Annotated in this window: 11 protein-coding genes; 4 read left to right on the top strand and 7 right to left on the bottom strand. The window is 64.9% G+C overall.

What is annotated here, in order from left to right; genetic code table 11:
• Positions 1-146: 146 nt before the first annotated feature.
• Positions 147-1919: a peptidoglycan-binding domain-containing protein gene (locus VGN46_RS18645; RefSeq protein ID WP_331646012.1), complete on the bottom strand. Its 1773-nt coding sequence runs from the start codon at positions 1917-1919 to the stop codon at positions 147-149.
• A 51-nt stretch (positions 1920-1970) separates the two neighbouring features.
• A complete protein-coding gene (locus VGN46_RS18640) occupies positions 1971-2711 on the bottom strand; it encodes a lysozyme inhibitor LprI family protein (protein WP_331646010.1) in 741 nt (246 codons plus the stop codon).
• 323 nt (positions 2712-3034) lie between these two features.
• On the opposite strand from VGN46_RS18640, the gene VGN46_RS18635 reads away from it, so the two are divergent.
• Positions 3035-3901, top strand: coding sequence for a peptidoglycan-binding protein (locus VGN46_RS18635; protein ID WP_331646008.1), 867 nt, complete (start codon positions 3035-3037; stop codon positions 3899-3901).
• Positions 3902-4060: 159 nt separating this feature from the next.
• The gene (mutS, locus tag VGN46_RS18630) at positions 4061-6646 is read left to right on the top strand and encodes a DNA mismatch repair protein MutS (protein WP_331646006.1); all 2586 of its coding nucleotides are present in this window, start codon (positions 4061-4063) and stop codon (positions 6644-6646) included.
• A gap of 166 nt (positions 6647-6812) precedes the next feature.
• Here mutS and VGN46_RS18625 read toward each other — a convergent pair whose 3' ends face one another.
• From VGN46_RS18625 to htpX, 5 genes are all read right to left on the bottom strand, one after another.
• Positions 6813-7655 (bottom strand): hypothetical protein, encoded by an 843-nt coding sequence (locus VGN46_RS18625; protein ID WP_331646004.1) that lies wholly within the window; start codon positions 7653-7655, stop codon positions 6813-6815.
• A 163-nt stretch (positions 7656-7818) separates the two neighbouring features.
• On the bottom strand, positions 7819-8217 hold the full coding sequence (locus VGN46_RS18620) for an RNA-binding S4 domain-containing protein (RefSeq protein ID WP_331646002.1): 399 nt from the start codon (positions 8215-8217) through the stop codon (positions 7819-7821).
• A 38-nt stretch (positions 8218-8255) separates the two neighbouring features.
• Positions 8256-9158 carry an AEC family transporter gene (locus VGN46_RS18615; protein ID WP_331646000.1) on the bottom strand — a complete coding sequence of 301 codons (903 nt, stop codon included), beginning with the start codon at positions 9156-9158 and terminating at the stop codon, positions 8256-8258.
• Between the two features lie 162 nt (positions 9159-9320).
• Positions 9321-11189: a molecular chaperone HtpG gene (gene htpG / locus VGN46_RS18610; protein WP_331645998.1), complete on the bottom strand. Its 1869-nt coding sequence runs from the start codon at positions 11187-11189 to the stop codon at positions 9321-9323.
• Positions 11190-11306: 117 nt separating this feature from the next.
• Positions 11307-12197, bottom strand: coding sequence for a protease HtpX (htpX, locus tag VGN46_RS18605; RefSeq protein WP_331645996.1), 891 nt, complete (start codon positions 12195-12197; stop codon positions 11307-11309).
• Between the two features lie 195 nt (positions 12198-12392).
• Here htpX and gluQRS point away from each other — a divergent pair, with 195 nt between their 5' ends.
• Both gluQRS and phbB read left to right on the top strand, forming a co-directional pair.
• On the top strand, positions 12393-13262 hold the full coding sequence (gene gluQRS, locus VGN46_RS18600; protein WP_331645994.1) for a tRNA glutamyl-Q(34) synthetase GluQRS: 870 nt from the start codon (positions 12393-12395) through the stop codon (positions 13260-13262).
• 51 nt (positions 13263-13313) lie between these two features.
• Positions 13314-14066, top strand: a complete 753-nt coding sequence (gene phbB, locus VGN46_RS18595) for an acetoacetyl-CoA reductase (protein ID WP_331645992.1) — start codon at positions 13314-13316, stop codon at positions 14064-14066.
• The last annotated feature ends 71 nt before the right edge of the window (positions 14067-14137 follow it).

Below are 14137 nucleotides of genomic sequence, written 5' to 3'. Positions count from 1 at the left end.
CGGAAGAGCAGCAGGACCTGTTGCTCTCTCGCGAAAAGATGTCGCGCACAAGCGCACTCCTACAACGGCAAGGTGTCGGCGGCATCAAAGGCGTCGGCACCGGGTGAGGGGTCGACGCCTTTGGTGGGTCTTCGATCCCTACCGGCTCAGCGGCCCATGGTGGGTTGTTGTTGTTGCTGTTGCTGCTGGTTCTGAGCTTGCGGGGATTGAGCCTGCGACGGTTGCTGCCAGTTAGCGCCGCTTTGCTCCAGCGGTTGCTTGACGGCCTGAGTGGTATCGGCCTGGGCGATCTGCTTGAACGGGGATTTCATGTCACCCTGCACGGCGTAAGCGCGTGCACCGTCGCCGCTGAGTGTCACGTTATCGATGCGGGTGAGGCCTTGGGCATGGGCGGCATCAGTCAATGCGCCCGCCAGGTTCCGGCTTTGCTGGTCGGGGGTGCGGCCACGGCTGGCATCGAGGTCACCGACGGCCTTCAACGCTTGCTCGTACATGACGTGGCCCGGATGCACCGGGTCGGCCAGCGACGGGGACTTTTGCGCGGCGTGGAGCGCATCCAGCGTCTTTGTACCCGCGATGCCATCCGGGTCGAGCCCGTGGGCACGCTGGAAATTCTGCAGCGCGGCCTTCGTATTCCCGCCGAAATCGTTGTCCGGGTGAATGACCTTTCCATCCGCACCCCGATAACCCAACGCGGCCAGGCCAGACTGAAGTTCGCCGACCTGCGGCGCGCGGTCGTGCTCGCGTAGCGACCCTGGCCGTTGCACGTGATCGCCCGCGGCGGGCGCCGATGTATGAGCGGCGTGGCCACGCGCATTGCCCGGGTGCGTGATGTGGAGCAGGCGCTCGTCCTGGCCCGCATGGCGGAGATTCACGTCCATGGTCTTATCGGCGTTGACGTGGGTGGACACATCCTTGCTCTCCACCGATCGCCATTGGCCATTCACGAGGGCATGGCCGTGGCCCGACTTGTCCCACGTGACGAGGTCCCGGCCCTCCGCCAGGTAGCCGCGGCCATTCTGGGTGTTGGCGTACGAACCACCCTGCTCCAGCGCGTGCACCATGCCGCGGCCACGCGTCGTGTCCGTGTAGGCGTCGCGGATCGCCGCGTACTCGTGTGGCAGGTTGGGATGGGTCGGATCATTCCCGAGCTGGGTGGGATTCACCAGCGGATTCGCCACCACGTTGTCCCATGCTGGCCGCAGCGGGCTATTGGCCCCCATGGCACGCATGTCATTGAACAGCTCCGCGCCGGCCAATGCGTGGTCGCGGCCATCACGCACATAGCCCGGTCGGCCGTCGATCGCGTGCTTCACCTCGGCTTCGCTGTGCAGCTTGTTCTGCTCGATATCGCGTAGCAGCGCATTGCCGTAGTTTTCGTTCTGGTTGTACAGCTTCGCCGTCATGGTGATGAGGCGAGCTTGATCCTGCTCCGAGGCGTGTTTGTAAAGATCGGTCTGCTTGAGCGGCGTGACCACATTGTCCATAAGGCGATTGGACTGGGCCACATCGTGCTGGTGTACGAAGGTCTTACCGGCATCACTGGCCATGAAGCTATCCAGATGCGACTTCACCGTGGCGTCCATCGCACGCCCGTGCTGGGCCTCGATCTGGTGCCCGGTACGGCTGAGATCCGCGATGGTTTGCGTGCGCTGAGCAGCATTGAGCGCCCATTCCGGATGCTCACGCTGTGCCCACGACTGGTAAGCGTCGGTAAGCGATGTGGCGACCTCGGGGTGCTGCCCCAAATCGGTCTGCAACGTGCCGATGGAGAAGCCGCTGTTGCCAACGGGGTCCATCACGCCATTGCGGATGTTGCCGGCGAAGGCGAGCCGATACGATGAATCACCGCCTTCTGAAGCTACGCCGATCGCGAAATACGTGAGGGTGCGCGCTTCGTTGTCTGTCAATCCTGGCATGGTCCAACTCCTGGTTAATGGTCGTTGTGGCGAAATGTAACTAGCGATCGATTACCCAGCTTCCTTGCACTTCGTGTCCTTCGGAACATCGCCGCCTTTCGGCTTGCGATCAAGCACCACGTACTTGCTGGCCTTCCCACCGGTGGTCCGGTACCAGGTCAGCTTCCCGGCGTCGGGAACCATGTAAGCCGAGACATCGCTGTAAGCGGGACACGCGGGGTATCCACCGTTTGCGTCGTCCTCGGTGCAAAACCGAACGAACAGCTTGCCGTCGCGCCAGTCACCCTTGAAGCGCCCCTGGCTGCCGGACGTGCGGGTGCCATCCGACCAGGTCCCTTCGATCGCGGACGAGGTCGCCTGCACGCTCAGTTCAGCGTCGTGACCAAGGTTGCAGTCGCTTTGATAAGCCCAATCGCCTGCGAGGGCGGATACCGCCCCAGCCGCCGGGGCCTTTGCGGAGCCCTTGGCGCGCTTCTCCAGCTCGTCCGCACGAAAGCTCGTCTGCGTGGTGGTGCACTGGTTCTTCACCACCGTGCCCGCGGATACCTTGCATGCTGTGTCGCGGCCGACAATCCACTGGCGCTCTTCGTTACGAAGCGACTTGCGCCCGGCCTCGTCGAGTGACTGGGCTAGCTTCTTGTAGGCCGCGTTGAGGCGCACATCTTGGGCATCGTAGGCGGCATCGGCCTCTTGCGGCGCCGGGGCGGCCGAGGCGGTCATGACCAGCGCATAGGCCATGGCACCCAGAATCCAGGCGCGTCGACGCACCGTCAAACCCTTGAATCCGTGCATTGGTAATCCCTTGGTAACCCTGTTGAGCTGGCTCACGAGGCCTTGCGCGATGCTAGCGCAGGTACCTGAACCGATCTGCGTACAGCTTGGCAGTCTGCCCCTTCATAAGCTGTGAATGTCCGACATTCAGACACCCGGCAGGGCCAGAATGCCTTGCGGGAGGCAGGGCAGCCCCGACCGTATAAGGCATAACCCGAGCCTATGCGGGGTCATGGGCCTACACAACACGCAGGGATCGCTGAGGTCCGAATGCACGTTATCGGTGTACGGTGCACACGGCTCACGGAGTGGGCCCTCGGAACCGCATCACCAGGACATGGAACATGACGATGGATCGTGAATCGCAACTGGCGACACTGGCCTACCACGCTGGTATCTCGCACCCGCTGGAGCTGGCGAACTTCATGGCGCAGGTATGCCACGAGTCTCAAGGCCTCACTTGTCTCGAAGAGAGCTTTCGATACAGCCGCGGCATCGAGCAGATTCCGGTGCGCTATGCCTGGCGCCATGGCCGCGAGGCCTTGGAGAATGCAAGGAAGCTCGCCGTGAAGGACAAGCCCGAAGCACTTGCGGATCTGATGTATGGCGACCGCATGGGCAACGATGCCCCCGGCGATGGCTTTGCATACCGCGGGCGCGGCTATATCCAGCTCACCGGCCGGAACAACTACGAAGCGGCAGGCAACGCACTGGATATCGATCTCGTCAGCGAACCTCACCGCGCGGCCGAACCCAGAACCGCATCGCGCATCGCCATCTGGTACTGGCAGACACGCGTGCCCACGTGCGTACGGCAGAACCTCAAGGCAGCCACGATGGCGATCAACGGCGGCTTCAACGGCCTTGAAGACCGGCAAGCGCGCTTCGTGGCCTGGGTCGCCCGGCTGACACGGCGCGTGATGGATGGCCTTGCCGAGGGCACGGCGCTCCCACCCCTTGTCGCCACCGCACCGCGTGCGTTGAAGCCCGGCTCGCGCGGCGAGGACGTACGCGCCCTGCAGGCCGACCTCGCCCACCTGGGATTTACCGCCGGCACCGGTGACGCGCTGGTAGCCGACGGGGTGTTCGGCCCAGCCACCACGGCAGCGGTGAAAGCATTCCAGCGCCAGCTCAAGCTAGACGCCGATGGCATCGCCGGCCCGGCAACACTAGCCGCCATCGCCACCCGACTGGCCCCAGCGCCCCTGTAGGAGCGCGCTTGCGCGCGATGGATCTTGCCGCACCCCCAATCGCGCGCAAGCGCGCTCCTACAAGGGAGCGATCGGGGCGCCGGGCGCCGTCCGAGCCGGTATCATGTACGGCCGGCACGCCCTCGGCGGGCCGCCCAGCAACCCAGGTTTCGGAAAATCATGGCTTTAGCAGAAGACATCGCCTCGGCGGCGGGGCATACGCCGTTCATGCGCCAGTACCTGGGCGCGAAGGCGGAACACCCGGATATCCTGCTGTTTTTCCGGATGGGTGACTTCTACGAGCTGTTCTACGACGACGCCCGCAAGGCGGCGCGGCTGCTCGATATCACGCTGACCCAGCGCGGCCAGTCGGCCGGCGCGCCGATCCCCATGGCTGGGGTGCCGTATCACGCGGTGGAAGGTTACCTTGCACGCCTGGTCAAGCTGGGTGAATCGGTGGCGCTGTGCGAGCAGATCGGCGATCCCGCCCTGTCCAAGGGACCGGTGAAGCGCGAAGTCGTGCGTATCGTCACCCCAGGCACGGTGACCGATGCCGCGCTGATGGAAGAGCGCCGTGACAACCTGCTGCTGTCGATCGCCGCGGGCCCGAAGGGCTATGGCATGGCTTGGGTGGACCTTTCCACCGGCCGTTTCCTGTTGACCGAAACCGCGACCGCCGAAGGCCTCGCCGCTGAACTCGCCCGCCTGCAGCCGGCGGAAACGCTGGTCAGCGAAGACGTAGCCTGGCCGAAACTCGTTACCGCCCTGCCCGGCGTGCGCAAGCGCCAGCCCTGGCATTTCGATGGCGATGCCGCGACACGCGAACTGTGCCGTTTCTTCAAGACCCGCGATCTGCGCGGCTTCGGCGTCGAGGGCCTGCCGCTTGCGGTTGCCGCGGCCGGCTGCCTGCTCGGCTACGTGGAAGAAACCCAGAAGAGCGCACTGCCTCACCTCACCGGCATGGCCGTTGAGAACGCCAGCGAAACCATCGCCATGGATGCCGCCACCCGGCGCAACCTGGAGATCGATACGCACCAGAGCGGCAACGTCGAGAACACGTTGCTGGGCGTGCTCGACGAGAGCGTGACGCCGATGGGCGCCCGCCTGCTGCGCCGCTGGCTGAACCGTCCGCTGCGCGATCGCACCGTGCTGCGCGGCCGCCACCAGGCGATCGGCGCACTGATCGACACGCGTCGCCACGGCACCCTGCGCGAAAAGCTGCGCGGCGTGGGCGACCTCGAACGCATCCTTGCCCGCGTGGCGCTGCGTTCGGCGCGCCCGCGTGACCTTTCCACCCTGCGCGATGGCCTGGCCGCCGCGCCGCGCCTGCGCGAAGAGATCGAAGGCGTCGATAGCCCGCTGCTGCACGATCTGGTGCAACGCATCGGCGACCACGCCGACACCGCCGCCCTGCTCGCCCGCGCGATCATCGAACAACCGCCTGTGCTGCTTCGCGATGGCGGCGTGCTGGCCGACAGCTACGATGAAGAACTCGACGAACTGCGCCGGCTCTCGACCAACGCCGATCAGTTCCTGGTCGACATGGAAGAGCGCGAGAAAGCCGCCAGAGGCATCCCGACCCTGAAAGTCGGCTACAACCGCGTGCACGGCTATTACATCGAGATCACCAAGGCGCAGGCGGAGAAAGCGCCGACGCATTACACGCGCCGACAGACGACGAAAAACGCCGAGCGCTACATCACCGAGGAACTGAAGCAGTTCGAAGACAAGGTGCTCTCGGCGAAGGAACGTTCGCTGATGCGCGAGCGGGCCCTCTACGAACTGCTGCTCGACAAGCTGATCGAACAGCTCGCCACGTTGAAGATCGCTGCCTCGGCCATGGCCGAACTCGACGTGCTGGCCAACCTGGCCGAGCGTGCCGAAACGCTGGACTGGGCACAGCCCGTGCTCACCGATGCGCCAGGCATCCAGATCGAGCGCGGCCGCCACCCCGTGGTGGAGAAGGTACGCGACGAGCCGTTCGAACCGAACGATATCCACCTCGATAAAACGCGGCGCATGTTGATGATCACCGGCCCGAACATGGGCGGTAAGTCGACTTACATGCGCCAGAACGCGCTGATCGTGCTGCTCGCGCATGTCGGCAGCTATGTGCCCGCCGCGGCTGCGATCATCGGCCCGATCGACCGGATCTTCACCCGCATCGGTTCGGGCGACGACCTGTCGCGCGGCCAGTCCACCTTCATGGTGGAAATGAGCGAGACAGCGAACATCCTGCACAACGCGACCGAATGCAGCCTCGTCCTCATGGACGAAGTCGGCCGCGGTACGAGCACCTACGATGGCCTATCGCTCGCGCGGGCGGCCGCCGTGCATCTCGCCGCCACCAGCTGCGCGTTCACCCTGTTCGCGACGCATTACTTCGAGCTCACCGAACTCGCGGGCGAGTACCGGACCATCGCCAACGTGCATCTGGATGCCGTCGAATACGGCGAGCAGCTGGTCTTCATGCACACGGTAAAGGAAGGCCCCGCCAACCGGAGCTTCGGCCTGCAGGTCGCCGCGCTGGCGGGCTTGCCGAAGGCGGTGATCGCCGACGCCCGCCGTTACCTCTCCGCACTGGAGCAAGGCCACGAGGTGACCGCCGCGGTGGCCGCCCCGACGACGCCCGCGCCGCAGATGGGGCTGTTCGCCCCGCCGCTACCATCGCCGGTGGAGGAAGCGCTGCGGGCCATGGACCCTGACGACCTCACCCCGCGCGCCGCCCTCGACCAGCTGTACAAGCTGCGGAAAATGCTGCGATAGCTCCGTCCTATCGAAACGATCCAAACAATCAAATTCCCCCACGCCTGGGGCGACCCTATAGTCACCCCATCACGGCTCCCATCGACTCTCCATCATCGGTGCCGTGATGCCTCCCGCCCCACCCTGAGAATTCAGCAGCCCGGTGGCCGGGGCGGGAGGCGCTCTTCTAATAGCTCTTGTTGCTGGTCACGCCACCCAGGCCGTAGTGCCGGGCCTCGATGAGCGTACGCATCAGCACGATGAACAGGTCGGCGCTAAACAGCGACAGGTAATGCACGCCCCATAGGGTGTTACCGCGTTCATCCAGCAGGCGCAGCGAACCGGATGTGGTGCCCTCGTCCACCGTGGCGATATCCGCGAGCGGAATGGTCAGGTTGTCGAACTCGACGCCCAGCGGACTGAGATAGAACGCTGTCGCCGGCACATCCACCGCCGCGCGTCCATGGCGGTTTGCATGACGCTGCTCATCTGAAACTGTATGGAAGACCACGCCCTCGCCTGCTTCCAGCGCACGCAAGGTGAGCGGGCCACGTTCGCGCAACTGACCTTCGATGATCGCGCCACGCAGGCGAAACGCATCGCCGAGGCTATCGAGCACATCAAACCACGGCGATGCCGCATCACAGCGGAAGGCGAGCCCGTTGATCAACCCGCCTTTCTGCCCCGTGCGATAGAGGTAGAGATCGCCCATAGCAGCGAACGGCACGAAGTCATCCACCTTCGTGCGGGTGTGATGGATGACGATGCCGCGGTCGTGCAAGGCCAGAACGGTTTTCGGTTCCAACATTTTCCACGCCACGGCCAGGCCGAGACCGACGAGGCACAACACAGCCGCGATGACGGTGGCGATCGGGTGTGCTGCAAGCGAACCGCCGCCCGCGATGAGCAAGGGCACGGCGATACCAGCGAACAGGCACAACGCCGCCAGCGCCAACAGAATGGTGTGTGTTCGCGTCCGCCCATGCCGGCTGATGAACCGACCCGGTGCGATGCCTGACGCTGGAACCATGCGAATCCCTCCGCCGATGGGGAACGTCACCGGCACTCGCTGAGGCTACAAAATCTCAGGCCGAATTAACATATGTAGGAGCGCGCTTGCGCGCGATGGGTCTTGCGTGCAAGTGGGGGGTGCTGCGTCACCGCGCTGTCGTTTATCGCGCGCAAGCGCGCTCCTACAGGGTTTTCTTCAAGTCCTGGATCAGGCGGCGGTCGCGTTTGCCGGGGCGGGCGTCGGGGCGGAGCAAGGCGCCACCGGTGAGCCGACGGTCTTCGCGCAGGCGTGCGCGTTCGGCAAGGCTTTCTTCGGTTTCCTGGTAGAGCTTCTGTGCCTCCGGCGCGGGACCACGCTTTGCGGCCAACCCAGCCACCACGCAGACCAGGCGCTCCTCGCCGCGCGTGATGCGCAGCTGGTCGCCGACCTGCACCGTCTTCGCCGGCTTGCAGGTGGCACCATTCACTTCCACCTTGCCGCCATCGATCGCCTGCTTGGCCAGCGCGCGAGTCTTGAAGAAGCGTGCGGCCCACAGCCACACGTCGGCGCGGACGCCAGCGTTCGTCGAAGTATCGGTCATACCCGGAGTGTGCGGCCGCCGCGCATGAAACCCAAGCGTCAGGCCGGCAGGAACAGGTTACCGAGCGGAATGGTGGCGAGGGAGAGCAAGATGCCCGCGCCGAGCACGGTATTGGCCAGGCGCGGCTCCAGGTCATGCTGGTCGGCGAGAATGGCTGCGGAGATCATCGGCGCCATCGCCGCCTGCAGCACGCCCACGGTGAGGATCAACCCGCCCACGCCAGCCGCCAGACCCAGGCCCAGCGCGATCACCGGTGCCAGCACCAGCTTCCAGCTGAGCCCAGCCACCAGTGCGCCGACCTGGTCACGCTGCAGATGCAGCTTGAACTGCAGGCCCACGGAGAACAGCGCCAGCGGCGTCAGCGTCTGGCCGATCTGCATCAGCAGCTTGTCCACTTCGCCCGGCCAACCGCCAAACACACCAGCGATCACGCCGATAACAAGGCAGATGAAGGGCGGGAATCCCAACACGCGCTTCGCGATCAGGCCGCCACTCGCGCCCTTCCCCGAATAGATCGAGGCCACGATGATCCCGCCCGCCGCCAGCAACGGGAAGCAACCCAGCTGGTCGGCAATCACCGCGATCGAGAGGCCTTCCTTCCCATGCAACGCCTCCATCATGGGGTAACCCATGAACGACGTATTGCCCAGCCCGCACACCAGCGTGAGGCAACCGATGCGCTGCGGCGTCCAATGGAACAGCTTGCCCAACGTAGCGAACAACGCCCACGAACCAAAGAAGGTGATCCACATCCCGGCCACAGGAAACCACAGGTGCGGGTCCACGGTGACATGCGGCACCAGGGCCAGCACCAGCGCCGGCAACGCAATGTTCAACACCCACCAGTTGATGCCCGGGACGATGCCATCCGGCACGTTCGCATACCGCCGGCAGAGGATGCCGAGGGCAAGGCAGACGAAGAGGATGAGTAACGCGGACATGGCGCCGACGATAGCAGACCGTCGATTCACCACATGACTATGACAGCGTGCGCTTGCTTTGAGCGCCCAACGTGCAACGTGCCCTGTAGGAGCGCGCTTGCGCGCGATCCAGGGTTGCGGCAACCCGGATCGCGCGCAAGCGCGCTCCTACAGGGACTGGGGTTAGCCCATCAGCACGCGGTTCATGCGCTGCACGAAGCCGGCCGGGTCGGCGAGCTGTGCGCCGGCGGTGATCTCGGCTTGCTCAAGCAGCAGGTTGGCAAGGTCGCCGGCTTTGGCGTCGTCGCTTTCCGCGGCCAGGCGCTTGACCAGCGGGTGCTCGGGATTGAGTTCGAGCGCCGCCTTCGATTCGGGCACGTCCTGGCCGGCTTCGCGGAGCAGGCGGGCCAGGTGCGGGGCGAGGTCGAAATCGGCGAGGGCGAGGCACGACGGCGAATCGGTGAGGCGTGCGGAGACGCGCACCTCGCTGACCTTGTCGCCGAGCAGGCCCTTGGTGCGCTCGAGCAGCGGCGCGGCTTCGGTGTTCGCAGCCTCCTGCTTCGCCTTGTCGGCTTCATCCAGCGGGAAGTCGCCCTTGGCCACGTTACGCAGGCGCTTGCCTTCGTACTCGGTCAGGTAGCCGAGCATCCATTCGTCGATGCGATCGGACATGAGCAGCACTTCGACGCCCTTGGCCTTCAACGACTCGATCTGCGGGCTGCCGGCGGCAGCGGTGTAGCTATCGGCAGTGACATACCAGATCGCTTCCTGGCCCACGGCCATGCGGCCGATGTAGTCATCCAGTGATACCGACTTCTCCGCACCCTCACCCTTCGTCGAAGCGAAACGCAGCAGCTTGGCGATGCGCTCGCGGTTCGCCGTGTCTTCGACGATGCCTTCCTTCAGCGTGTTGCCGAAGCCGGCGAGGAAGGTGGCGAACTTCGTTGGTTTGTCGCGCGAGATTTTCTCGAGCAGGTCGAGCACGCGCTTCACGCACGAGCTCTTGATCTTCTCCAGCTGGCGGTTCTGCTGGAGGATCTCGCGGCTCACGTTCAACGGAAGGTCGTCCGCATCCACCACGCCGCGCACGAAACGCAGGTAGTTCGGCAGCAGCTCTTCCGCGGCATCCATGATGAAGACGCGCTTGATGTACAGCTTCAGGCCCTTTCGCTCATCGCGGCCGCCGCCCATCATCAGGTCGAACGGCGGCTGCTCGGGCACGTAGAGCAACGTGGTGAAGCTCTGATTGCCTTCGACACGGTTGTGCGCCCACGCGAGCGGGTCGTTGAAGTCGTGGCCCAGGGCCTTGTAGAAGTTCGTGTATTCCTCATCCGTGATCTCGCTCTTCGGCCGCGCCCACAGCGCCGACGCGGAGTTCACCGTCACCCATTCGGTGGGATCCGGCTTGCCATCCTTCTCTTCCGGCATGCGGATCGGGAAGGCCACGTGGTCGGAGTACTTGGTGACCAGCTGGCGCAGCTGCCAGGCCTTGAGGAACTCATCCTCGTCGGCCTTGAGATGCAGCACCACGGTGGTGCCGCGCTCGGTGATGTTGGTGTCTTCCAGGGTGTACTCACCCTTGCCATCGCTCTCCCAGCGCACGCCCATTTCTGTCGGCTGGCCGGCGCGGCGGGTGATCACGGTGACCTTGTCGGCGACCACGAAAGCGGAGTAAAAGCCGACGCCGAACTGGCCGATCAGGCGGGAATCGGCCTTGTGCTCGCTCGAGAGCGCTTCGAGGTAGCGACGGGTGCCGGAGCTGGCGATCGTGCCGATGTTGGCGACGACGTCCTCGCGGGACATGCCGATGCCGTTGTCGCGGACGCTGATGGTCCGGGCATCCGGGTCCCAGGTGACCTGGATGCGGAGTTCGGCGTCCTCGGTCACCAGGCCGGGCTCGGCCAGGGCCTCGAAGCGCAGCTTGTCGCAGGCGTCGGACGCGTTGGAAATGAGCTCGCGAAGGAAGATTTCCTTGTGCGAGTAGAGGGAATGGGTGACCAGATGCAGGACCTGGGCGACCTCGGCTTCGAATTTACGGGTTTCCTGGCTCACGGTGCCGTTCCTTCAGGGCTGGGACAGACCGTGAATTATGGGGGTGTTGGGGCGAAAGAAAAGTCACCAGCCCCACCCCCAAAAGAAAACCGCCCCGAAGGGCGGCTTTCCGAGGGCTTAGCGAGCGTTCTGCAACGCCGCGATGCGTTCCTCGATCGGCGGGTGGCTCATGAACAGACGCTTCAGGCCCGACGCCAGGTGGCCCGAGATGCCGAAGGCCTGGATCGTCTGCGGCAGCGATGTATCGCCGTGGTTCCCCGACAGACGCTGCAACGCCGAAACCATCGACGCGCGACCGGCCAGGTTCGCACCCGCCGCATCCGCCCGGAACTCGCGCCAGCGGGAGAACCACATAACGATCATCGACGCGAACAGGCCAAACACGATCTGCAGCACCATCACCGTCACGAAATAACCGATACCGCCCTCACCCTCCCGCTCACGACCGCCGCTGAGCCAGCTATCGATCAGCCGGCCCACGATACGCGCGGCGATGATCACCAGCGTGTTCAACACGCCCTGGATCAGCGTCAGGGTCACCATATCGCCGTTCGCGACATGGCCGATCTCGTGGCCCAGCACCGCCGACACCTGCTCGCGATCCATCTGCTGCAACAGGCCGGTGCTCACCGCCACCAACGCGTTGTTACGCGACATACCGGTCGCAAAGGCATTCATCTCGGGGGCGTCATACACCGCCACCTCCGGCATGCCGATGCCAGCTTTCTCAGCGTGGCGGCGAACGGTCTCCACCAGCCAGCGCTCGGTTTCGTTGCGCGGCTCGGTGATGACCTTGGCGCCCGTGCTCATCTTCGCCATCCACTTGGAGATGGCGAGCGAAATGAAGGCGCCGCCCATGCCAAAGATCGAGGCGAAGATAATCAGGCCGCCGAGGCCCATGCCGCGCTGGGCCGCCCACTGGTCGACACCCAGGAGGTGGCAAACGATGCTGAGCAGCGCGATGACCGCGATGTTGGTGGCAAGGAACAGTGCTATGCGTTTGAACATGGTTGCTCTCTCTAAAGCGGCTGGCTATGTGGCGCCGCCTGCCCTAAGTTTTCGGGGCGAACACGGAATGATTCAATCCCTGAAGGGCACATGCCCCGCCCTGCGCGGGCAGCACGGGGTGGCGATCCCCTACACTGTCGCGGCCCCGTCCCTGACGCCGTGAGAAACGTCTCAACCCATGCCCGATTCCAGCGCATGAGCTACCGCGGACGCTTTGCGCCCTCGCCGACTGGCGCGCTCCATTTTGGCTCGCTGGTGGCGGCCGTGGGCAGCTGGCTGGTCGCCCGGCACCGGGGTGGTCATTGGCTCCTGCGTGTGGAAGACATCGATCCCCCGCGCGAGGTTCCCGGCGCAGCGGAACGCATCCTCGCGGCTCTGCCCGCCTTTGGCCTCGATGCCGACGAAGCCATCCTGTTCCAGTCCCGCCGCGGCGACGCGTACGAAGCCGCCTTCGAACACCTCCGCTACGCCGGCCACGTGTTCCCATGCTGGTGCAGCCGTACCGAGCTGGCAGCCCACGGGGGGCTCCATCGCGATGGGCAATGCATCGCCGCACCCGACCCTTCCCGACCACCGGCGTGGCGACTGCGCTCGCCCGACCGCACGATCCATTGGATCGACGAACTCCAGGGTCCGCAAGCCGAAAACCTGCGTGAGGTAGCGGGCGATTTCGTTATTCGTCGCGTCGAGGGCCTTTGGGCATACCAGCTCGCCTGCGTCGTCGACGATGGATTCCAGGGCGTCAACCACGTGGTCCGCGGCGCCGACCTGCTCGAATCGACTGCCCGGCAGCTCTACATTCAGGAACTACTCGGCCTGTCCCATCCCGGTTATCTGCACCTGCCGCTGGTCCTCGACGCCGAAGGCCGGAAACTATCCAAATCGGAGAAAGCCCAGCCGGTGGACCCGTCCGATCCGCTCCCGGCCCTGCGCCGTGCGCTCGCCTGGCTCGGCCTGACTGTGCCGGAGGCGACCACGCCGGCCGCTACCCTGGCCGAAGCCCTCGCGGCGTTCGAGCCTGCGGCGCTTCGCCGCAGTAGTCTTACCGACACGCGGACGCTATAAAACGAGATTGCCCGGACGGCGGGCCACCACTTAACGGGAACCAGGCAACACATGAAACAGGGCACGACGCAACGCACGGCACTGGTCACCGGCGGCACCGGCGGCATCGGCACGGCGATCGTCCGTTACCTTGCCAGCCAGGGACACCGCGTCGCCACGAACTTCCGCGACGAAGCCCGCGCGGCGGCCTGGCGCGAAGACATGATCCGCGATGGCATCGATGTGGTGATGGTGCCCGGCGACGTGGCCGATCCGGTCTCCGCCGCGAGCATGGTCCGCAGCGTGGAAGAACTGGCCGGCCCGGTCGAGATCCTGGTGAACAACGCAGGCATCACCCGCGACACCACGTTCCACAAGATGGACTACCAGCAGTGGACCGAGGTGGTGAACACCAACCTCAACGCCTGCTTCAACGTCACCCGCCCCGTCATCGAAGGCATGCGTTCCCGCCAGTGGGGCCGCATCGTGCAGATCAGCTCGATCAACGGCCAGAAGGGCCAGTACGGCCAGGCCAATTACGCGGCAGCCAAGGCCGGCGTGCATGGTTTCACCATCTCGCTGGCACAGGAGAACGCGCGCTTTGGTATCACCGTGAACACCGTCTCGCCGGGTTACGTGGGCACCGACCTGGTGATGGCGGTGCCGGAAGATATTCGCGCCAAGATCATCGCGCAGATCCCGGTGGGGCGCCTCGGCCGTCCAGAAGAGATCGCCCATGCGGTGGCGTTTCTTACCTCGGAAGCCTCCAGCTGGATCACCGGTTCCAACCTCGCTATCAACGGCGGCCATTACATGGGCTGGTAAACCAGTCTTTCTGTAGGAGCGCGCTTGCGCGCGATCGGGTTGCGGCGAGCACCCATCGCGCGCAAGCGCGC

This window comes from Luteibacter sp. (assembly GCF_036500425.1).
In the GTDB taxonomy this organism is placed as follows: domain Bacteria; phylum Pseudomonadota; class Gammaproteobacteria; order Xanthomonadales; family Rhodanobacteraceae; genus Luteibacter.
This window is presented reverse-complemented; position numbering and strand designations above follow the sequence as displayed.